Origin of the sequence: Mediterraneibacter sp. 210702-DFI.3.120 (assembly GCF_020561005.1) — a bacterium.
In the GTDB taxonomy this organism is placed as follows: domain Bacteria; phylum Bacillota; class Clostridia; order Lachnospirales; family Lachnospiraceae; genus Mediterraneibacter; species Mediterraneibacter faecis.
The window spans coordinates 17,980-38,501 of the sequence record NZ_JAJCNG010000006.1 but is presented as its reverse complement, the minus strand read 5'-3'; the positions used below and the strand labels follow the sequence as shown (position 1 = coordinate 38,501).

Below are 20,522 nucleotides of genomic sequence, written 5' to 3'. Positions count from 1 at the left end.
TCTTCTATGAATTAACTTCTTTATCCTCTTCCTGTCTTCTGAGAAGATCGTACTGAGCTGGTGTCTCGCTCAGTTCTACATGAAGAACCTGCTTTGAATGCGGTGCACTTTCCTGTTCCTCTCCATCCTCATTCAGGATCCGAAGAACCTTTGCCTCAACATTACTTCCGTCCGGCTTCATGATCTCAATTGTCTCACCTACAGAAAACTTATTGCGCTGTTCAATTCTTGCAAGCCCATTCTCAACAGCCCCGACAATTCCAAGATAAGTATACTCTCGGATATATGTGTTATTGTCATAAATCTGTGTCTCATGATCTGGTTTTCCAAAGAAAAATCCTGTTGTAAATTGACGATAAGTACAATTGGAAATCTGATCTAAATACCACGGCATATTCTTCTTATAAAGCTCTGGATCTTTCTGATAATCATCAATTGCTTTACGGTAAGTTCTCGCCACTGTCGCAACATAAAGTGCTGTTTTCATTCGTCCTTCGATCTTAAAACTGTCAATTCCCGCATCAATCAATTCCGGAATATGCTCGATCATACAAAGATCTTTTGAATTAAAGATGTAAGTTCCGCGTTCATTCTCATAGACCGGCAGATATTCTCCCGGTCTCTTTTCCTCGACTACTGCATACTTCCAACGGCATGGGTGTGTACATGCACCCTGGTTTGCGTCCCTTCCTGTAAAATAATTACTCAGAAGGCAGCGTCCGGAATAAGAGATACACATTGCTCCATGGACAAATGTCTCAATTTCAAGATCTTCCGGAATTCTTTCTCTGATCTCCTTAATCTCTTTCAGAGACAATTCTCTTGCTGAAACCACACGACTTGCACCCTGGCGATACCAAAAGTTATAAGTCGCATAATTTGTGTTATTCGCCTGTGTACTGATATGACGCTCAATCTCAGGACATACCTCTTTTGCAATCTCAAACACCCCCGGATCTGCAATGATCAGTGCATCAGGTTTAATCTCTCTCAACTCTTCAAAATATTCTCTTACCCCTTCAAGATCATCGTTGTGGGCAAGAATATTTGCTGTAACATACACTTTTACATCATGTGCATGTGCGAATTCTATTCCCTCTTTCATTTCTTCCATAGAGAAATTTTTTGCTTTCGCACGCAACCCAAATGCTTCTCCTCCGATATATACTGCATCAGCACCGAAAATTACAGCTGTTTTTAACACTTCCAGGCTGCTCGCCGGGATCAATAGTTCGATCGGTCTACTCATTTTTCTACTCCTTGTTTTATGCTCACTGCCACACCATCTCCAAGCGGAATAATAGATGTGACCAGATCCTCTCTGTGTTTCAATTCATACAGATATTCCCGCATTCTCGCATGTATTGTACGATTTCTGCGTTCTACCGCAAATCGGGATTCTATGATATCCCCATCCTGCATCACATTGTCTGACACAAGACAGCCTCCATCCGAAAGCAGTCGCAACACATTCGGAAGATAATGAATATATTGCCCTTTCGCGGCATCCATAAAGATAAAATCAAAAGTTCCTTCCATTTCCGCAAGTACTTCTGTCGCATCTCCTTCAATCAGAGTAATCTTATCTTCCTTTCCCGCTCTGCGGAAATTCTCCCTCGCAATCGGGATTCTCTTCTCATAATTCTCTATTGTTGTTATATGTCCACCTTCCGGCAGGTAATCACTCATCAATAACGCAGAGAAACCTACGGCAGTTCCGACTTCCAGAACGCGCATAGGTTTTTTCATCAAAAGGAGAACCTCCAGGAAGCTCTGCATCTCTCGTCGGATGATCGGTACATCCGCCGCCAGAGCTTCCTGTTCAATTGTCTCCAGTATTTCACTGTTCTCTGTATCCATAGAATTGATGAATGTAATAATACGTTCATCTACTATCATATCTTACACATCCACATCCATGATGATCGGGATCACCATTGGTCTTCTCTTTGTCTTCTTCCAGATATAGTCATTCATTGCATCACGGATCACAAGCTTGATCTTATTCCAGTCTGTATGTCTTCCTTTCAGGCATTTCTCAAGTGCTTCTGAAACAGCCTTTCTTGCATCATCCATCAGCTCCTCTGACTCTCTGACATAGACAAATCCTCTTGATACGATATCCGGTCCTGCAAGCAGGCGGTTCGTTCTTCTCTCTAATGTAAGAACCACAATAATGATACCATCTTCTGCAAGATGCTGTCTGTCTCGAAGAACGATATTTCCAACATCTCCAACACCAAGTCCGTCTACCAGGATTGCTCCTGTATGAACCTTATCTACAACTTTAGCGTAATCATCACACAGTTCAAGTACTTCACCAGACTGCATAATAAATACATTCTCCTTCGGAATTCCAAGGCTCTTCGCAACACCTGCGTTTGCTTTCAGATGGCGGTATTCACCATGCACCGGAATCGCATATTTCGGTTTTACGAGAGAATAGATCAACTTCAATTCTTCCTGACAGGCATGTCCTGATACATGGGCATCCTGGAAAATAACTTCTGCTCCCTTTGCAGAGAGTTCATTGATCACACGTGAAACCGATTTCTCGTTTCCAGGAATCGGGTTGGAGCTGAAAATGATCGTATCATTCGGCTGAATTGTAACCTTGCGGTGTACGTCAGCTGCCATTCTTGACAGTGCAGCCATAGATTCTCCCTGGCTTCCTGTTGTGATCAGCACCATCTTCTCCGGTGGATAATTCTTCATCTGATCAATCTCAATCAATGTATTATCCGGTACATTCAGATATCCTAATTCTGATGCTGTAGAAATGATATTCACCATACTACGACCTTCTACAACAACCTTTCTGCCATACTTATAAGCAGAGTTGATGATCTGCTGTACACGGTCAACATTCGAAGCAAATGTCGCAATGATCAGTCTTGTATTCTGATGCTCTGCAAAAATGTGATCAAATGTGATACCTACTGTACGTTCTGACTGCGTAAATCCTTTTCGCTCTGCATTCGTACTGTCAGACATCAGTGCCAGCACGCCTTTCTTACCGATCTCAGCAAAACGCTGCAGGTCGATCGCATCTCCAAATACCGGAGTATAATCAACCTTGAAGTCTCCTGTGTGGACAACAACACCTGCCGGTGAATAGATTGCCAGTGCGGACGCATCCTGGATACTGTGGTTCGTCTTGATAAATTCAATCCGGAACTTTCCAAGATTGATTGACTGACCGTGACGTACAACCTTTCTCTTCGTTCCACGAAGCAGATTATGCTCCTTCAGCTTGTTCTCAATGATTCCCATTGTAAGCTTGGTTGTATAAATCGGAATGTTGATCTCTTTGAGTACATACGGCAATGCACCGATATGGTCCTCATGACCGTGCGTGATAACAAATCCCTTTACCTTGGAAATATTATCTTTCAGGTAGGTTACATCCGGAATTACAAGGTCGATTCCAAGCATATCATCTTCCGGGAACGCAAGACCACAGTCTACAACAACAATACTGTCTTCATACTCAAACGCAGTAATGTTCATACCGATCTGTTCCAGACCTCCAAGCGGTATGATACGCAATTTTCCATTATTCTGTTTTTTCAAAAAATATACACCTCCACTATCTCTGTTTCTTCATACAGTCTTTACACAGTCCGTAGAATTTCAGTTCGTGGTCCAGGACATGGAAGCCGGTTGCCTTCTCGATATGATCTTCCAGACTCTCCAGAAGGTCATCATCAAACGGCATTACCTTGTTACATCTCTTACAAATCAGGTGATGATGATTGTGCTTTGTCTCCCCATTCAGTAAATGTCCGATCTCATAGCGCACACATCCATCCCCAAAATTAATCCTGTCTACCAGCTGCATATCCCACAAAAGCTGTAATGTTCTGTATACTGTGGCAAGCCCAATCTCCGGATAATCCTCTGATACCAGATCATAGATATCTTCCGCTGTCATATGACTCCCACTGTTCTCTTCAAGTACGGACAGAACAAGCAGTCTCTGGTGAGTCACCTTCAGCCCCTTTTCCTTTAACCTCTCTTTCAGAAGCTTCTGTGTCTTATCTGCTTCCATCTGTCTGCCTCCTATCTATATTGTAAAAAGAACTCCAGACTTTTTTCTGACACTTCTGCAAAAGTGAGAAAAGTATTCCTGTCTGCAGTTTCTCTTACATTCGTATTTCTTTCATGTAATTACATCTCAATATCGACGTCTTCCAACAATTCCTCAAATACTTTGGAAACTGCCATCAGCTCTGTATCGTCTTCCACGATCTCATACGTCTTCTCTGCGTCTTTTGATTCTTCAACTTCTCTGAGAATCAGGCATTCTGCGTCATCTTCTTCTGAATCAACTACAAGAATATACGCGGAACCATTGATCTTTGTCTCTTCAAGTACAAAGAACTCATCTGCTCCACTTCCATCACTGAAAGTAAACTTTGCCTTTTCCATATGATTTTCCTCTATTCTGCTGTTTTCTGCATATAAATCGAATCTAAATATCCCTGGAGAATGAACACAGCAGCAATCTTATCGACATATTGCTTTCTGTTTTCTCTTCTCACACCACTCTCGATCAGTGTCTGCTCTGCCGCTACTGTCGTAAGTCTCTCGTCCCACATGATCACTTCCAGTCCTGTACGACGAACCAGCATGTCACGAAATTCCAATGACTTCTGTGCACGCTCCCCGATATCATTATTCATATGTTTTGGAAATCCAAGCACGATCTTCTCTACCTGATATTCTTTGATCAATTCTTCAATCCTCGCACAGGTACGGCGCAGCTTGTTCTCCTCTTTCCGTTGTATTGTCTCAATTCCCTGGGCCGTAAGTCCGAGCGGGTCGCTGATAGCAACACCTACAGTCTTCGTCCCATAGTCCAGTCCCATTACTCTCATTGTCTGATTATTCCCACGCATTATGCTCAATATACGCTTTCAACAGTTCTTCTACCAGTTCATCACGTTCCACCTTCATGATCAGGCTTCTTGCTCCGTTAAAACTTGTAATGTATGTCGGATCTCCTGACATGATATATCCAACGATCTGATTCACCGGATTGTATCCTTTTTCTTTCAGAGCCTTGTATACGATCTCAAAAATATCCTTCGCAGAAATCTGCGGACCCGGCTCTACCTGAAAGAACTGAGTACTACTTAAATCACTCATCTTTCTTCCTCCTTCTCTTTCTTGTATCTATTTCCTTCTTCCGAAGGGCTTTGCTGTTGTTCTGTCAAACAGCGCAAAACGCTCTGGAAACCCAGAAACCCTACTTATAATTCTAATATAACCGAATTCAAAATTCAATGTATAATTTGCGAATCCTTCCCAATTTGAACTTTTACGATACTATTCTTGAGATTTTCATTTGTCTCTAGTGCAATTTTCATATATTCCTTCGTATGACCTGTCTGTACTTCTTTTCCATTCAGTTCCAGATTCTCTTCTACAAGTACTTCCACTTCTTTTCCCTGGAAACTCTGTTCATATGCTGCACGCTTTTTCTCACCAAGTTCAATTAATTGTGCACTTCTCTTCGCCTTGATCTGTTCATCTACCTGATCTGGCATCACAGCTGCTTTTGTCCCCTCACGGCGGGAGTATTTAAAAATATGTGTCTCATAGAAATCTATGCTGTCTACAAAATCATATGACTCTTTGAACTCTTCTTCTGTCTCTCCTGGGAATCCCACAATCACATCGGTTGTCAATGCCGGATTTGGGAAGTATTTTCTGAGAAGTTCACATTTTTCCGCATATTCACTGCTTGTATATCTACGGTTCATACGCTTTAATGTTGCATCACATCCGCTCTGCAGAGACAGGTGGAAATGCGGACACATCTTCGGAAGCTTTGCAATCCCTTCTGCAAATTCTTCTGTGATGATCCCCGGTTCCAAAGAGCCAAGACGGATTCTTTCAATTCCATCAATCTCATGGACTGCCCGGATCAATTCCAGAAGGTGATATTCTTTATCAAAATCAATTCCATATGAGCTCAGATGAATTCCTGTCAGTACAACCTCCTTATATCCGTTATCTGCCAGTGTACGTACTTCATCAAGCACATCTTCCATGGAACGGCTGCGGACTCTTCCACGGGCATATGGAATGATACAATATGTGCAGAACTGATTACATCCATCCTGAACTTTAATATAAGCTCTTGTATGATCTCCCGGCTTCGTCAGGTGAAGATTCTCGTACTCTTTTGTTTTTCCGATCTCTTCCATCTTGATCTCTGCTTTTCTGTCGTTTTCCTGGTTCTTTGCATTCTTTTCATTTTCTGTTACGTTACAATCTGCATTGTGTGTTCTTTCATACTCTTCCAATGCTTCGATCAGATTCTGCTTCTTATTATTACCAAGCACAATGTCAATGCAATCATCCACCTGAATCTCTTTTTCCTTCGCCTGGACATAACATCCTGCAGCGACAACAACTGCATCCGGATTCATTTTTCTCGCCCGGTGCAGCATCTGTCTCGACTTGCGGTCCGCGATATTTGTAACAGTACATGTATTGATTACATAAAGGTCTGCCCCTTCCTTGAAAGGAACGATCTCATACCCTGCTTTTTCAAGCATTTCCTGCATGGCTTCCGTCTCATAGGCATTTACTTTGCATCCCAAATTATGCAGTGCTGCTTTCTTCATTTATTTCTACCTCTTTTTTCCTTTTATCTCGTTAATTTCTTGACTTTTGAAACTGCATCCCGTAGAATATACCTAGGCTTAGAAGCCAACTTTATTGTATAATTCAAGGAGGGATTTCAAATGAAAACAGTACAGATTTCATTAAACTCAATCGACAAAGTCAAATCATTCGTTAACACTATCACAAAATATGATAATGATTTCGATTTAGTATCCGGAAGATATGTTATAGATGCCAAATCAATCATGGGTATTTTCAGCCTTGATCTTTCCAAACCGATCGACCTGAACATCCACGCTGACAGCAATGTTGATGACATTCTTGCTGCACTTGATGCTTACATCATCAAATAATTCTATCTGAATACAACTCATGCGGACTTTATTTTTGTAGCTTGTCCGCATATTTTTTAGAGTAAAGAAAAGCTGTTCCATTGGAGCAGCTTTTCTTTTTCCTATTATTCTCCCTGCTTCACTTCAATGATCTCAACAGTATCAATTGCTGTCTGCATCAGTTCGTCAATCTTTTCTGCAAGGTTCAACTCAGACTTCTCAATTCGTTCAATATTCGGCTTTGTCACCGGATGTTTTGCAACGAAAATTGTACAACAATCCTCAAATGGCTGGATTGAAGTTTCATAGGTATTGATCTTCTCAGAAATTTCTACAATATCCTTCTTATCAAATCCGATCAGCGGACGATAAACCGGAAGTGTACATACTGCATTCGTCGCTGCAAGACTCTGCATTGTCTGGCTTGCTACCTGACCGATACTCTCTCCTGTGATCAGGCCAAGACATCCGTCTTTCTTTGCAAAATGTTCTGCGATCTTCATCATGTAGCGACGCATAATGATCGTCAGTTCATCATGTGGACACTTCTCATAGATATAAAGCTGAATATCTGTAAAGTTGACAACATGAAGCTTGATCGGTCCTGAATAAGCAGAAACGAGTCTTGCAAGATCAACTACCTTCTCTTTCGCTCTTTCACTTGTGTACGGTGGTGCATGGAAATAAGTTGCCTCGAGTTCAACACCACGCTTGGATACCATATATCCGGCAACCGGACTGTCAATTCCTCCTGACAGAAGCAGCATTGCGCTTCCGTTTGTCCCAATTGGCATACCTCCCGGTCCCGGAATGATTCTGGAATAGATATAAACTTCTTCACGGATCTCCACATTGATACGAAGTTCCGGCTTATGAACATCTACTTTCATTTCCGGAAATGCCTCCAGGATTGCTTCTCCGACTTCACAGTTGATTTCCATAGAGTTCGCAGGATAGCTCTTCTTTGCTCTTCTTGCATCAACTTTAAATGTCATGTTCTTCTCTTCGTAAGCTTCATCTACATAAGCTACAACATCTTTTCTCAGCTGTGCCAGTTCAGCCACCGGTACACGGACTACCGGACAGATTCCGACAATACCGAATACCTTCTGAAGGCTTTCTACTGTCTCATCAAAATCATAATCTCCATCACAATCCACGTAGACTCTTCCGTGACATTTGTGTACAAGAAATTCTCCGTCTACGCCCTGCAGAGCATAACGAATCTGACGTACCAGTGCATCTTCAAAGATATAACGGTTCTTTCCCTTAATTCCGATCTCGCCGTATTTTATCAGAAATGAATGAAATTTCATGCTTTTTCTCCTTTATGAATCGACGTCAATTAATGACGCGTATATTTTCTCAGCATCGGTATACAATTATATAGTGTTTCCAGCGTGTAGTCAATTTCTTCTTTTGTAGTAAATTCTGACATACTGAAACGAATCGTCGCATCCAGATATTCCTGTGCCGCCCCAATGCTTCTGAGAACACCGCTTACTGCCGGATGATTCGATGCACATGCAGATCCTGATGAGACATAAATCCCCTTATCTTCCAGTGTATGAAGAAGAACCTCACTTCGGATTCCTGCAATTCCAAGACTGATAATATGTGGTGCACTTCCTTCATCTTTCAGACCATGGACTGTTGTATTCTCAATCTTTCCTGCCTGCTCAATAAAATAATCCTTCAGTTCACGCATCAGAGCTACTTTCATATCCAGATCATTGTAAATCATCTTTGTTGCAAGCCCAAGCCCTGCAATTCCCGGAACATTTTCTGTACCCGAACGGAGATCCTTCTGTTGTCCTCCTCCGAAAAGAATCGGTTTAATCTTCACCTTTTCGCCCACATAGAGGAATCCGGTTCCCTTCGGTCCATGAATCTTATGTCCACTCGCACTTAACAGGTCGATCTTCTGACGTTTTGGATAAATGTGATATTTTCCAAATCCCTGCACTGCATCCGAATGGAAAAGAATAGAAGAATTATACTCTTTTACAATCTTTACCGCTTCATCAATCGGTTGAAGTGTTCCAACCTCATTGTTCACATACATAACTGATACGAGAATCGTCTCCGGACAAAGTGCTTCTTCCAATGCTTCCAGATTCACTCTTCCACTCGCATCTACCGGAAGATATGTCACACGGAACCCTTCCTCTTCTTCCAGATAACGCATTGTATTTAAGATTGCAGGATGCTCGATTGAAGTTGTGATCAGGTGATTTCCCGCTCTTCTGTTTGCTCTTGCACATCCGATCAGTGCAAGATTATCACTCTCTGTTCCTCCTGATGTAAAGTAAATATCTTTCGCATTTACCTTAAGAACCTTTGCGATCGTTTCCTTGGCTTCCTTTACATAATGCTCCGCATCTACACCTTTTCGGTGCATGGAGGATGGATTGCCATAATCCTGACACATTACTTTATATACAAGATCTCCCACTTCCGGATATGCTCTGGTTGTGGCTGAATTATCCAAATATGCTTCCATTTTGTCTTCCCTTTTCTAACTCTGTTACCATTCACAGGCGTCTGCAACCGGCAACGTCTTTCTATTATCTTATGTTTTTATCGTCCAACTGTTCCCGGCATTCTAAATGATACATCAGAATTGACAATGTTGTAAGTCCTGCTGTCTCTGTTCTTAAAATACGTTTTCCAAGTGTGATTGGGATCGCTCCGGCCTCTTTCGCCTGCTCGATTTCGCTCTCGTCAAACCCGCCTTCCGGTCCGATAAAGATACCGACAGACTGTCCCGGTTCAATCTTACTTATGACAGCTTCTGTTGCTTTCATCCCTTCCTGCAGTTCATAAGGAACAAGCACTACATCCAGTTCTTTCGCGTAATTCATCGCTTCCTGAAAGCTCATCACATCCTGCACTTGTGGCACAATTCCTCTCTTCGATTGTTCCGCAGCCCCCTTGGCGATTGCCTGCCAGCGTTCTCTCTTCTTTCCGGCTTTCTTCTGATCCAGCTTTACAACCGAACGCTTTGCCGCAAACGGAACAATACGATAAGCTCCAAGCTCTACTGCCTTCTGCACGATCCATTCCATCTTATCCCCTTTCGGAAGTCCCTGGAATAAGATCAGACGGGAAGCCAGTTCTGTCTGAGACACTTCTTTTTTCACAACGCGAAGGACTGCCTCCTTCTCCTCATAACCTTCCACACTGCAGAAGTAATCCATTCCTTCTCCATCACTGACCCACACTTCCTCACCGGGTTTCATGCGGAGTACATTCTTCATATGATTCACATCACTTCCTGCCAGACGGATCTGTTCTCCGTCCACGCAGGATGGATCTGCAAAAAAATGTTGCATCTTATTTCTCCTTATGCGTTCTTGCGCGCTGTCACACATACCCATTCACCCTGATATGTGACCTCCAGAAGTTCCAGCCCGGCTTTTGCAACAGCTTCTTTCACCATCTCTTCTTTATCATCGATAATTCCACTTGTGATATAGATTCCGCCTGGTTTCAGCTGGTTCACGATCACTGGTGTGAGTTCTACAAGAACCGGTGCAAGGATATTCGCTGCCACAATATCGTAACACTCATATCCAACCTTATCCTGAACTTCTTTGTCATTGATAATATTTCCGATCATTACTTCATATTTATCTTTGGAAATTCCGTTGTTCTCCATGTTCTCATATGTAGCATCGATTGCACACGGATCCAGATCTGTTCCAACAGAATACTCTGCTCCGAACTTCAGCGCAAGCATTCCAAGAATTCCGCTTCCGCATCCCACGTCAAGAATCTTTGTCGTCTCTGTTGTATACTTTCTGATCTGACGGATACAAAGTTGTGTTGTCTCATGCATTCCTGTACCAAATGCTGTACCTGGATCAATATGAATCACCATCTTATCTTCATCCGAAGGCTTTACATCTTCCCAGGATGGAATAATCAGAATATCATCCACATAGAACTGATGAAAATACTTTTTCCAGTTATTCACCCAGTCTACATCCTCTGTCTGGGATTCTTCAATCTCGCAGGCTCCGACATTTACATAAGCAGACATCTCCTCCAGTTCTTTCTTCACATTTGCCAGAACTTTCTCTTTGTCCTCATCCTCTTCCAGATAAAAACTTAAGTAAGCCACACCATCATCTGCCTCGATCTCCGGTAAAATATCAACAAACATCTGCTCTTTATCAGACTCTGTCAGCGGGATCTTATCCTCGATCTCAACACCTTCAATCCCAAGATCTGCCAGCATACTGCTTACAATATCCTCTGCCTCTGTTGTTGTCTTCAATCTGAATTTATTCCATTTCATCTAGTTTTCCTCCTGAAACCACAAATCTAAATCTACGCTTGCACGAATTCCCGGAACCGTACCGGCCTCACTGTACTGCCACATCTTATAATCATATGGACACTGCGGAAGTTCATGATAATCCGCATACCAGAAATCATATTCTGTCAGCTCTTCCATCTTCAAGGTAAATGCCATCCATTTCATATTAGCATAAATCATCGGTTGATATCCAGCCTGTTTCACTCCGTCACAAAAGACTTTACAAAAATTCGTAAAGTCTTCCCTTGTATTCTGGTCTGTTCTTGCTGTATCATCTTTGATTTCTTCTGTGTCATAGACAACAGGTCCTGTAATCTGATACGGCTGGATATGTTCCAAAACAAAGTCAGTCTCTTCGACTGCCTCCGTTGCTGAGATTGCCTGGGAAAAGAAATAGACACCGACTTCCAGACCGGCATCCAATGCGCCTTGTACATTCTGTTCAAACATGGCATCTTCAACTAACGCGCCGCTCTCTCCATATGCACGGTATCCAAGTCTTACGATCACGAATTCGATTCCGCTTTCCTTCACCTGCTGCCAGTCGATTGTCTCTCCCTGGAACTCCGAAACATCAATTCCTTTTTTCGCTGACACTTTTCCCTTCGTATCTTTATACGAAAGATATCCTGTCTCTTCATCTAATGCCAGATTGCTAAAATCATAAGAATTCCTCGGTACTTGTTCCAGAAGCCTTGCTCTGTAATTATTCTCTTTCACATCCTGGAAGTCATAGTACTTCTTTCCGTCTTCTGTAACAATCTGAACTCCACTAACAATCTGCGTGTTTTCCTGCTTGTCTTTCTTCGTCTGTCTTGTCTTCACGTTGCCGGAACCCACGCCGACAAGAATAACTGCAAGCCCCACAAGAGCCGCCGCCATCCATTGCTTCTTTCTCATTCATTTCCTTCCAATCGCATCTGTTCCGTACCGTTGCAGAAATATTTCCCAGGTAATTTTCCCCTTATTCGTCTGCTGCAAGCACGATCATTTCATCTCCGGCTTTTATTTTACCACCATGAAGCACTTTTGCAAATACCCCTTCTCGTGGCATGATACATTCTCCCATTTTCTGGAAGATCTGACAGCCATGATGACATTCTTTTCCAATCTGTGTCATCTCTAACAAAACATCATTACATTTTAATCTTGTTCCAACTGGAAGATTACGGAAATCAATCCCCTGAACGATCACATTTTCTCCAAATGCGCCATCTTCTACTTCTGCACCTCTTGCACGGAATGCCTCGATCTTGTCATAAGAAAGAAGACTGATCTGACGATGCCATTTTCCTGCATGTGCATCTCCTTCCAGACCAAAATCTTCAATAAATGTACCTTCCTCGATTCTTGTCTTCTGTGTTCCCTTTGCCGGACTTGTACAAATTGCTATTACTTTTCCCATTTTTCTATACCTCTCAAATTACTTTTTCACTTTTATAATTTTTGTGCATGATCTGCACTGTTACTTTTCTGTCACTGATTTTATGTTACTGTTCACACGATGTGCGACCAGCAACGCATCTCGCCATTTTAAATCGCCTTTGGCGATGGGGCGAGATGCATTCAAGTCAAAACACGCATCCTCCGTGTCAATCAGCGGAGTGATTGACACGGGAGTGAACAGTAACGATTTTATTTCATTACTGATCTAACCACCGATTCCGTACATGGCCCGATGTTCTTTTTTCTGACCAACTTCTTCATCTCTTCGCTCATCCGAGAAATTGTGACAGGCCGGTTTTTTCCAGATTGCCTGACGCATTGCTTCTTTCAGTTCTTCATCCGTTGCACCGCTTCTTAAAAGTTTTCTTAAATCAATTCCACTTTCATACTGCAAACAGAGTTTCAGATATCCTTCCGCTGTGAGCCGGATCCGGTTACAGGAATCACAGAACTTGTGACTCACTGCACTGATAAATCCAATTCTGCCCTGGAATCCCGAAAAGCTCACATACTCTGCCGGACCATTCCCCAAATGTTTTTCATACGGTTCAGCGTTTCCTAATGCTTTCTCTAAAAGTTCCAGAAGCTCATCTCTTGATTTTCCCTGACAGGCTTTTCCCATCCCGATCGGCATCATTTCTATAAAACGAACCTCTACCGGATGCTCCTTTGCATACTCTGCCATCTGAATATACTCTTCTTCTGACTGATTCATCGGCACACAATTTAACTTCACACGCAGATTCGGATATTCGAGTGCTGCCTGCAGTCCTTCCAGTGCCTGATTTAATTCCCCACATCTTGTCACTGTATGGTAACACGTTTCATCCAATGTATCAATACTGATATTCACTGCATCCAGCCCCTGACGCATCAACTCGTCCAACTGATTTTTAAGAAGAATTCCGTTTGTTGTCAATGTCACCTGTTCGATCCCCGAAATTCTCTTAATTTTCCCCAATAAGTCCGGCAATCCTTTTCTCACCAACGGTTCCCCACCGGTCAGTTTGATCTTGGAAATCCCCAACTCTGTACTGATTCTACAAATCCTCTCGATTTCATCAAAAGTCAGAATCTGCTCATGCGGCAGCTGCTCAATGCCCTCTTCCGGCATGCAGTAGACACAGCGCAGATTACAACGATCCGTCACAGAGATGCGCAGATATTCTATCGTTCTTCCATATTGATCGATCATCTCTTACATACCTCATATTATTTATCTCTTACATTACTGTTTTACTTTCCTTCAGAAACTGGTTTTCCACACTCACTTGCATTTCCTGTAAGAATTGCAAGACCATGTTCCAGAGATGGAAGTACTGCTTCTAGATTCTCTTTTACAGCCTTCGGACTTCCCGGAAAATTAATGATCAATGTCTGATTACGGATCACAGAAGCGCCACGGCTAAGCATAGCTCTTGGTGTCACTTGAAGTGAAGCCAGTCTCATCGCCTCTGCGATTCCCGGTGCATTCTTTGTCGCCACGGCAAATGTTGCTTCCGGTGTGCAGTCACGCGGTGCAAAACCTGTTCCTCCGGTTGTTGCGATCAGATCCACTTTTTTCTCATCTGCAAGTTCGCAGAGACACTGTTCGATCATCTTCTGCTCGTCCGGAAGAAGTCTTACTTCTGTCACTTCATATCCAGCTTCTTCTAACATACTGCAAAGAAGCGGTCCACTCTTATCCTCCCGCTCTCCTGCATATCCTTTATCACTCAGTGTCACTACCGCTGCTTTCCATCTTTGTTCTTTCTTTTCCACTTTACTTTTCGCCTTCTTTTCTTTCCTTCTTATATCCATTGTTGATCAGCCCACTCTTACCGCCGCTCTTTCTGACCAGATAGATTTCCCCAATTTCCATCTTTTTATCCATCGCTTTGCACATATCGTAAACTGTCAAAAGTGCTACACTTGCTCCTGTCAGAGCTTCCATCTCAACGCCTGTCTTCCCGGTCACACGTACCGTACAATTACAATAAATTGCAAGTTCACTCTCAACCATCTCGAACTCTACCTTGCACTTTGTGATCGGAAGAATGTGACACATCGGAATCAGATCCGATGTCCTCTTTGCTCCCATAATCCCTGCTGTTGTCGCAACTCCAAGTACATCCCCTTTGCCTGCAGTTCCTTCTTTGACAGCACGGAACACTTCTTCATTCACCGTGATCTTTCCCGTGGCGGTTGCTTCCCGGACTGTGTCCTGCTTCTCCGTCACATCCACCATAATGGCCTTTCCTTTTTCATCAAAATGTGTAAATCCCATTTTTTTCACCTCTCAATCTGAAAATGCTGTTGATATCCACATTCCCCTTGCAAATATCAACCAGACGATTACTTTTTTTATACCAAACGATTGTACCACAGAATAGTACTAAAATTCAATGTTTTGGCAAAAAGAAAGGACAACTATAATAGTTGCCCTTAAAATCAATTATTAAAATTCAATATTCAGCATCTCATCTGACTTCTCCGGAATCTTATGTCTTTCCGCATATCCTGTAAGAATCAACGTAAGTGCTCCGTCCCCGGTCACATTACAAGCTGTTCCAAAACTATCCTGAAGTGCGAAAATTGTAAGCATCAGTGCTGTTCCCGCATCATCAAACAGAAGGACTCCTGTGATAAGTCCAAGGGATGCCATAACTGTTCCTCCCGGAACTCCCGGTGCACCGATTGCAAATACTCCAAGAAGTATACAAAACAGAAGCATTGTTGGAATTGACGGAAGTTTTCCATACAGAATCTGTGAGATTGTCATACAGAAGAACACTTCTGTGAGTACAGATCCACACAGATGGATATTAGCAAATAACGGAATTCCAAACTGTACCATATCTTTTCTTAATGGTTTCGCCTTTCCTGCACACTGCAGAGCAACTCCAAGTGTTGCTGCGGAAGACATTGTTCCAACGGCTGTCAGATATGCCGGTCCGTAATGCTTCACAACCTCCAGTGGATTCTTTCCTGAATAAGCACCGGCGATTGTATAAAGAAGTGCCATCCAGATATAATGTCCGATCATAACAATAATGATAACCTTAAGGAATACCGGAAGCTGTTTTGTGATGGATCCTTCATATGCCAGAGAACAAAATGTGAATCCAATAAATAACGGAAGGATTGGGATCAAAATCCTTGACACGATGGAAAGCACGATCTTCTGGAATTCTTCCAACATTCCTGTGATTAATTTTGCCTTATTCCATGCCGCTGCAAGTCCGATCATAATAGAAAATACAAGTGCACTCATAACCGGCATGATCTGTGGGATAGAAAGTTCAAACACCATCTCCGGCAGTTCTTTCAGTCCATCTACATCTGTCACAATAGAAAGATGCGGGATCAGCGCGTATCCTGCTGCTGTAGAGAATAACGCAGCCCCAACAGAAGATACATATGCAATACATACTGCAAGCAGAAGTAATCTCGATGCATTATTTCCCATCTTTGTAATGGACGGTGCGATAAATCCAATGATGATCAGCGGAACGCAGAATGAAATAATCTGTCCCAGAACATATTTCAAAGTTACAATAATGTTCAGAATTGCATTTGTCAAACCTGTCCCGTCATTTGCATTAAGAGCAAGTCCGGCAAGAATTCCAATCACAACACCTACCAGAAGTTTAAATGGCAGGCTTTTGAAAAAACTAGATTTTTTCATAGGAAGAATCCTCCAATACTATTTTTCGGTCCTAATTCACAGATGTCTGTAATCCCCAACCTTTCTCAGACCTGTTTAGTCGGTATGCAATATTATAATACACGAAGGATAAATCTACAACTGTCTGTTTTTGGCACTTTTTATCTTCTCATCACATCGTTCGCTTACAAACTCACCTTTATTCTTTACTTTTTTATAATTCATGATAAAATATTTCTAATACTATATCGTGTTTAAAAGGAGATTTTAAAATGTTAGTATGTGATTATATCGTAGAACAGATCGACGGAGATTATGCACACTTAAGAAGAGTTGATCTTCCGGATGAAGAGTTAAAACTCGTAGCCAGAGCACTGCTCCCGGCTGAGATTGTAGAAGGTTGTAAACTGCACTATGAACTGATGCAGTATACGATCATCTAAGGTTACTATTCTTCTACCTGTTTTTATTCAAAGAAGACTGCAAAGAGGATTCCCTCCTGAAAATATTTCATTTTAAATAAATGGAAATATTTTCAGGCAGGAATCCTCTTTGTACGTTTTCTCTATTTCTTTCCCCGTCAATTAATCTTCATCAAACGGAACAATATCATCCTCTGCATTTTCCACAGCTTCACCAGAACCACCTGCTTTCGGTTCTGCAACGCCTTTTACCTTCATCGTTCTGACATTGATCCCATTGACCTCAATGTGGTCATCCACAGGAATCACAAGGCACTGTCTTCCGTCGATCATTCTTGTCTCTACAAGATCCATTCTGTCCGGATTTACTTTAATCACAACATCCGGTGTCTCGATATTGAACTTTCTTGTCTCTGCGATATTGCTTGCCAGAAGCGTTGCTTTCTCACCTGCATTTTCTTCGAAGTTCTTCTCAAAGTTCTCCATCTTCTCATTCGGCACACCGCTCTGCTCGAAAATCTTCTTCACATCCGTTTTATCCAATGTCAGCGGATCCGGTTCTTCTTTGTGTTCTTCGATCATATCATTCAATGTCTCGTGAATGTTGCGGACAGTCTCGTAATCACCATCTTCTCCCAATGTATCTTCAATAATCATCTGGAATGTCTCTTTCTGTGTATCCGCAGACATCGGCATCTTCGCACCAAGAAGCTGGTCGATCATCTCCGGCTGAAGATCTTCTGATTTCTTCGTGTAATAAAGCACACTGTGAAGATCAGTACTTCTGTCGTTGAATGCCGGGAAGAGGAATCCTTTGTCCGGCTTATCAACGATCCAGTCACGGATTCTGTCCTGAATACAGTTCTCTTCCGCGTTATAGCTAAGCCCTGCCTTTGACAGACTGACCGGACAGATGCTCATCAGTATATGCTGATATACTTCATCTGAAGCATCATCCATCTCAAGATCATCGGATGTTCTTCCAGGAACATCGTATGCTGCATGGATCAAAATAATGTAATAATTCTCCGCATACTCATACGTTGCAATAACTTTGTCATAGAATTCTTCCAGAAGCATATCGTCTTCGAGACGGCTGTCACGAAGCTTCAACAGAAATTCCTGCGTTCCGCCCGGCATCTCTGCATCCAGTGGAAACTCCATATTCAGCATATTCTTTCCGATACTTCCGGAAAGTGTCTTCTTAAAAATATCAAAATACTTAAATGCTTCTTCCTCCGGAAGTGCGAGAAATGCGTCTTTTGACTCCATCTTTTTATTCTTCTCATAATCCACATAGCAGCCACAGATTTTCGTAATCGCACAGTTTTTCGGTGAGAACTGCTTACGGATCTCAAGTACTTCTTTTTTATTCATATATGTTTCCTTTCTTCATTCTTTCTATGTTATAATGAATAAACCATCTTTTCGGGGATTGTAAATACCGTAGACATAACATTTTTATTTTACCTCTATTTTCATAAGAAAGAAAGATTTGATTTTCTCAAAATTCTATGGTATTATACGCATTCTGAAAATACAGAAAGGAATTTGTAATTATGTCATCCAACTCAATTACTTCAACTGCCCGGGAACATGTATTTCCACTCTTTGTTAAATATGTCTCAGCAAATGTACTCGGCATGATCGGATATTCTTGTTATATCCTTGCCGATACATTTTTTGTTGCCCGGGGAATCGGCTCTGATGCGATTGCCGCGCTTAATCTGGTTCTTCCTGCTTTCAGCTTGTTAAACGGAACGGGGCTGATGATCGGTATGGGTGCTGCTGCGCGATACTCGCTTTCCTCCGGCAGAGCTGACAGTGAGATTCACCGCACGATCTTCACCCAGGCACTTCAGCTTGCATTTGTAGCTATGCTGTTCTTTTTCAGCATCGGACTGTTTTTTGCAAGACCTCTTTGTGTCTTACTCGGAGCCGACGGAACTACATTGCCGCATGCGATTCCATACATCCGCATCCTGCTTATGTTCTCTCCGCTGTTTTTGTGCAACAATCTGTTGAACTGTTTTGTCAGAAATGATGGAGAACCGCGACTTTCAATGACTGCAATGCTCGTTGGAAGTCTGACAAATATTGTGCTGGATTACATTTTCATCTATCCTATGCAGCTTGGCATGACCGGAGCTGCACTGGCTACTGCAACTGCTCCACTGGTTGGGATGAGTATTCTGTCCATGCATTTCTGGAAAAAGAAGAATCAGTTTCATCTGGTAAAAACAAGGATACATCTGAAAACTGCTATAGATATCTGCCGGCTTGGAGTTTCTTCTCTTGTCGCTGAATTATCTTCCGGCATCGTAATTCTTGTCTTTAACATGCTGACTCTGAAATTCAGCGGAACGACCGGACTTGCGGCATACAGTATCCTTGCTAATATCGCACTCGTACTTGTGGCGATCTTTACCGGAATCGGGCAGGGCATCCAGCCGATTGTCAGCAGCCACCCTGGTAAAAATGGAGCTCCTGTACGCAACCAGGTAAGACGTTATGCATTAAGCACTGCATTACTTATGGCTTTCATTGCCTATCTGGTTGTCTTTGTCTTTGCAGTTCCGATTGCTGACTTATTTAATAAAGACAAGGATCCGTTGCTTACTTCAATGGCAGCAGAAGGCATGCGCATTTACTTTGTAAGCCTGTTCTTTTCAGGCATCAATATGGTGTCAGCCACTTATTTAAGTGCTTCCGACCAGCCGGTACCGGGATTCATCATCTCTATCCTGCGCGGCCTTGTACTGATCTTGCCGATTGCTTTCCTGCTTGCCGCACTTTTTGGAATGACAGGTATCTGGCTCTGCCTTCCTGTTACCGAGGCAATCGTGTGTGTCGTGACCTTCTTCTTTCTGAGAAAATTTTAAGTAAAGTACTTACAAAAGAAGAACCCTGTTACGAATGTATTGATTCATACATCTCATAACAGAGTTCTTTTTTTATCTTATTTTAAATATTTCGCTGTCTCAAGAATACGGTTTGCATTCTCAATTCTCTCCGGTGTCGGAGGATCGATTCCCTCTAACTTGTAATCATATCCAAGTTCTTTCCACTTGTATGCACCAAGTGTATGATATGGAAGAACTTCAACACGCTCTACATTATCCAGTGTCTCGATGAAATCATGGAGTCTCTCCAGGTACTCATCCTTGTCACTGCGCTCCGGAACGAGTACGTGACGGATCCAGATTGGTTTCTTGATATCAGACAGATAACGTGCAAACTCAAGAATATTCTTGTTGCTCTGTCCTGTGAGAATCTTATGCTGCTCATCATCAATGTGTTTAATGTCAAGCATCAGCATATCTGTGTATTTCAGCAACTCCTGCAGTTTACCGAAAAATGGTTCTTCCTTTGTAAATACAGCTCCGCTTGTATCAATATTGGTATGAACTCCCTGTTCTTTCGCTTTCTTGAAAAGGTCAATCAGGAAATCCATCTGCATCAGAGGTTCTCCACCGCTGACTGTGATACCACCTTTATCTTTCCAGTAGCTTTTATAGCGAAGTGCTGTCTTAAGCAGTTCATCTGTTGTCTTCAGTTCGCCGTCCTGCATCTTCCATGTGTCCGGGTTGTGGCAGAACTGGCAGCGCATTGGACATCCGCTTACAAAAATGATAAAGCGTACGCCAGGTCCGTCAACGGAACCGAAGCTTTCTGTTGAGTGAATGTATCCTTTTACTTCTGACATATATTTC

At 42.4% G+C, this 20,522-nt stretch carries 23 protein-coding genes; 3 read left to right on the top strand and 20 right to left on the bottom strand.

What is annotated here, in order from left to right; genetic code table 11:
* Window positions 1-4: 4 nt before the first annotated feature.
* From LI162_RS04805 to mtaB, 8 genes are all read right to left on the bottom strand, one after another.
* Complete coding sequence (locus tag LI162_RS04805; protein WP_015528750.1) at window positions 5-1,249, bottom strand: peptidase U32 family protein; 1,245 nt, start codon at window positions 1,247-1,249, stop codon at window positions 5-7.
* Window positions 1,246-1,899, bottom strand: coding sequence for an O-methyltransferase (locus tag LI162_RS04800; RefSeq protein ID WP_015528749.1), 654 nt, complete (start codon window positions 1,897-1,899; stop codon window positions 1,246-1,248). Before LI162_RS04800 ends, LI162_RS04805 begins: the two co-directional genes overlap by 4 nt.
* A gap of 3 nt (window positions 1,900-1,902) precedes the next feature.
* Complete coding sequence (locus LI162_RS04795; protein WP_020436179.1) at window positions 1,903-3,573, bottom strand: ribonuclease J; 1,671 nt, start codon at window positions 3,571-3,573, stop codon at window positions 1,903-1,905.
* Between the two features lie 16 nt (window positions 3,574-3,589).
* Window positions 3,590-4,051, bottom strand: coding sequence for a Fur family transcriptional regulator (locus LI162_RS04790; protein ID WP_055156421.1), 462 nt, complete (start codon window positions 4,049-4,051; stop codon window positions 3,590-3,592).
* A 119-nt stretch (window positions 4,052-4,170) separates the two neighbouring features.
* Window positions 4,171-4,431 (bottom strand): DUF1292 domain-containing protein, encoded by a 261-nt coding sequence (locus LI162_RS04785; protein WP_015528747.1) that lies wholly within the window; start codon window positions 4,429-4,431, stop codon window positions 4,171-4,173.
* Window positions 4,432-4,442: 11 nt separating this feature from the next.
* A complete protein-coding gene (ruvX, locus tag LI162_RS04780) occupies window positions 4,443-4,880 on the bottom strand; it encodes a Holliday junction resolvase RuvX (protein ID WP_015528746.1) in 438 nt (145 codons plus the stop codon).
* A 7-nt stretch (window positions 4,881-4,887) separates the two neighbouring features.
* Window positions 4,888-5,151, bottom strand: a complete 264-nt coding sequence (locus LI162_RS04775) for an IreB family regulatory phosphoprotein (protein ID WP_015528745.1) — start codon at window positions 5,149-5,151, stop codon at window positions 4,888-4,890.
* Window positions 5,152-5,285: 134 nt separating this feature from the next.
* Window positions 5,286-6,638 carry a tRNA (N(6)-L-threonylcarbamoyladenosine(37)-C(2))-methylthiotransferase MtaB gene (mtaB, locus tag LI162_RS04770; protein ID WP_015528744.1) on the bottom strand — a complete coding sequence of 451 codons (1,353 nt, stop codon included), beginning with the start codon at window positions 6,636-6,638 and terminating at the stop codon, window positions 5,286-5,288.
* A 120-nt stretch (window positions 6,639-6,758) separates the two neighbouring features.
* Here mtaB and LI162_RS04765 point away from each other — a divergent pair, with 120 nt between their 5' ends.
* Window positions 6,759-6,992: an HPr family phosphocarrier protein gene (locus LI162_RS04765; RefSeq protein WP_054752513.1), complete on the top strand. Its 234-nt coding sequence runs from the start codon at window positions 6,759-6,761 to the stop codon at window positions 6,990-6,992.
* A gap of 104 nt (window positions 6,993-7,096) precedes the next feature.
* On the opposite strand, the gene thiI is transcribed toward LI162_RS04765, so the two are convergent.
* The 10 genes from thiI to LI162_RS04715 form a co-directional block, all read right to left on the bottom strand.
* Window positions 7,097-8,287 (bottom strand): tRNA uracil 4-sulfurtransferase ThiI, encoded by a 1,191-nt coding sequence (thiI, locus tag LI162_RS04760; RefSeq protein WP_015528742.1) that lies wholly within the window; start codon window positions 8,285-8,287, stop codon window positions 7,097-7,099.
* A 29-nt stretch (window positions 8,288-8,316) separates the two neighbouring features.
* Entirely contained in the window at window positions 8,317-9,474 is a 1,158-nt protein-coding gene (locus tag LI162_RS04755; protein ID WP_055164001.1) for a cysteine desulfurase family protein, read from the bottom strand.
* A 64-nt stretch (window positions 9,475-9,538) separates the two neighbouring features.
* Window positions 9,539-10,306, bottom strand: a complete 768-nt coding sequence (locus LI162_RS04750; RefSeq protein WP_015528740.1) for a 16S rRNA (uracil(1498)-N(3))-methyltransferase — start codon at window positions 10,304-10,306, stop codon at window positions 9,539-9,541.
* Window positions 10,307-10,317: 11 nt separating this feature from the next.
* Complete coding sequence (prmA, locus tag LI162_RS04745; protein ID WP_055163995.1) at window positions 10,318-11,274, bottom strand: 50S ribosomal protein L11 methyltransferase; 957 nt, start codon at window positions 11,272-11,274, stop codon at window positions 10,318-10,320.
* Complete coding sequence (locus tag LI162_RS04740) at window positions 11,275-12,195, bottom strand: glycoside hydrolase family 25 protein (protein ID WP_155204759.1); 921 nt, start codon at window positions 12,193-12,195, stop codon at window positions 11,275-11,277.
* Between the two features lie 64 nt (window positions 12,196-12,259).
* Entirely contained in the window at window positions 12,260-12,700 is a 441-nt protein-coding gene (locus LI162_RS04735; protein ID WP_015528737.1) for an MOSC domain-containing protein, read from the bottom strand.
* Window positions 12,701-12,946: 246 nt separating this feature from the next.
* Window positions 12,947-13,936: a GTP 3',8-cyclase MoaA gene (gene moaA, locus LI162_RS04730; protein WP_155204761.1), complete on the bottom strand. Its 990-nt coding sequence runs from the start codon at window positions 13,934-13,936 to the stop codon at window positions 12,947-12,949.
* Window positions 13,937-13,977: 41 nt separating this feature from the next.
* Entirely contained in the window at window positions 13,978-14,502 is a 525-nt protein-coding gene (locus LI162_RS04725) for a MogA/MoaB family molybdenum cofactor biosynthesis protein (protein WP_325065468.1), read from the bottom strand.
* A 1-nt stretch (window position 14,503) separates the two neighbouring features.
* Complete coding sequence (gene moaC / locus LI162_RS04720; RefSeq protein ID WP_020436189.1) at window positions 14,504-15,007, bottom strand: cyclic pyranopterin monophosphate synthase MoaC; 504 nt, start codon at window positions 15,005-15,007, stop codon at window positions 14,504-14,506.
* A gap of 171 nt (window positions 15,008-15,178) precedes the next feature.
* The gene (locus LI162_RS04715) at window positions 15,179-16,408 is read right to left on the bottom strand and encodes a dicarboxylate/amino acid:cation symporter (protein WP_055144921.1); all 1,230 of its coding nucleotides are present in this window, start codon (window positions 16,406-16,408) and stop codon (window positions 15,179-15,181) included.
* 251 nt (window positions 16,409-16,659) lie between these two features.
* On the opposite strand from LI162_RS04715, the gene LI162_RS04710 reads away from it, so the two are divergent.
* A complete protein-coding gene (locus tag LI162_RS04710; RefSeq protein ID WP_015528732.1) occupies window positions 16,660-16,830 on the top strand; it encodes a hypothetical protein in 171 nt (56 codons plus the stop codon).
* A gap of 141 nt (window positions 16,831-16,971) precedes the next feature.
* On the opposite strand, the gene LI162_RS04705 is transcribed toward LI162_RS04710, so the two are convergent.
* Window positions 16,972-18,186 (bottom strand): DUF4317 domain-containing protein, encoded by a 1,215-nt coding sequence (locus tag LI162_RS04705; protein ID WP_155204763.1) that lies wholly within the window; start codon window positions 18,184-18,186, stop codon window positions 16,972-16,974.
* Window positions 18,187-18,368: 182 nt separating this feature from the next.
* Here LI162_RS04705 and LI162_RS04700 point away from each other — a divergent pair, with 182 nt between their 5' ends.
* Window positions 18,369-19,691 (top strand): MATE family efflux transporter, encoded by a 1,323-nt coding sequence (locus tag LI162_RS04700; protein WP_155204765.1) that lies wholly within the window; start codon window positions 18,369-18,371, stop codon window positions 19,689-19,691.
* Between the two features lie 77 nt (window positions 19,692-19,768).
* Here the strand turns inward: LI162_RS04700 and pflA are convergent, their stop codons facing one another.
* A complete protein-coding gene (gene pflA / locus LI162_RS04695; RefSeq protein WP_020436194.1) occupies window positions 19,769-20,515 on the bottom strand; it encodes a pyruvate formate-lyase-activating protein in 747 nt (248 codons plus the stop codon).
* Window positions 20,516-20,522: the final 7 nt, after the last annotated feature.

Bases quoted from the DNA above. Each gene is read 5' to 3' on its own strand.
- LI162_RS04805 (WP_015528750.1), bottom strand. From the start codon at position 1,249: ATGAGTAGACCGATCGAACTATTGATCCCGGCGAGCAGCCTGGAAGTG.
- LI162_RS04800 (WP_015528749.1), bottom strand. From the start codon at position 1,899: ATGATAGTAGATGAACGTATTATTACATTCATCAATTCTATGGATACA.
- LI162_RS04790 (WP_055156421.1), bottom strand. From the start codon at position 4,051: ATGGAAGCAGATAAGACACAGAAGCTTCTGAAAGAGAGGTTAAAGGAA.
- LI162_RS04785 (WP_015528747.1), bottom strand. From the start codon at position 4,431: ATGGAAAAGGCAAAGTTTACTTTCAGTGATGGAAGTGGAGCAGATGAG.
- ruvX (WP_015528746.1), bottom strand. From the start codon at position 4,880: ATGAGAGTAATGGGACTGGACTATGGGACGAAGACTGTAGGTGTTGCT.
- LI162_RS04775 (WP_015528745.1), bottom strand. From the start codon at position 5,151: ATGAGTGATTTAAGTAGTACTCAGTTCTTTCAGGTAGAGCCGGGTCCG.
- mtaB (WP_015528744.1), bottom strand. From the start codon at position 6,638: ATGAAGAAAGCAGCACTGCATAATTTGGGATGCAAAGTAAATGCCTAT.
- LI162_RS04765 (WP_054752513.1), top strand. From the start codon at position 6,759: ATGAAAACAGTACAGATTTCATTAAACTCAATCGACAAAGTCAAATCA.
- thiI (WP_015528742.1), bottom strand. From the start codon at position 8,287: ATGAAATTTCATTCATTTCTGATAAAATACGGCGAGATCGGAATTAAG.
- LI162_RS04755 (WP_055164001.1), bottom strand. From the start codon at position 9,474: ATGGAAGCATATTTGGATAATTCAGCCACAACCAGAGCATATCCGGAA.
- LI162_RS04750 (WP_015528740.1), bottom strand. From the start codon at position 10,306: ATGCAACATTTTTTTGCAGATCCATCCTGCGTGGACGGAGAACAGATC.
- prmA (WP_055163995.1), bottom strand. From the start codon at position 11,274: ATGAAATGGAATAAATTCAGATTGAAGACAACAACAGAGGCAGAGGAT.
- LI162_RS04740 (WP_155204759.1), bottom strand. From the start codon at position 12,195: ATGAGAAAGAAGCAATGGATGGCGGCGGCTCTTGTGGGGCTTGCAGTT.
- LI162_RS04735 (WP_015528737.1), bottom strand. From the start codon at position 12,700: ATGGGAAAAGTAATAGCAATTTGTACAAGTCCGGCAAAGGGAACACAG.
- moaA (WP_155204761.1), bottom strand. From the start codon at position 13,936: ATGATCGATCAATATGGAAGAACGATAGAATATCTGCGCATCTCTGTG.
- moaC (WP_020436189.1), bottom strand. From the start codon at position 15,007: ATGGGATTTACACATTTTGATGAAAAAGGAAAGGCCATTATGGTGGAT.
- LI162_RS04715 (WP_055144921.1), bottom strand. From the start codon at position 16,408: ATGAAAAAATCTAGTTTTTTCAAAAGCCTGCCATTTAAACTTCTGGTA.
- LI162_RS04710 (WP_015528732.1), top strand. From the start codon at position 16,660: ATGTTAGTATGTGATTATATCGTAGAACAGATCGACGGAGATTATGCA.
- LI162_RS04705 (WP_155204763.1), bottom strand. From the start codon at position 18,186: ATGAATAAAAAAGAAGTACTTGAGATCCGTAAGCAGTTCTCACCGAAA.
- LI162_RS04700 (WP_155204765.1), top strand. From the start codon at position 18,369: ATGTCATCCAACTCAATTACTTCAACTGCCCGGGAACATGTATTTCCA.
- pflA (WP_020436194.1), bottom strand. From the start codon at position 20,515: ATGTCAGAAGTAAAAGGATACATTCACTCAACAGAAAGCTTCGGTTCC.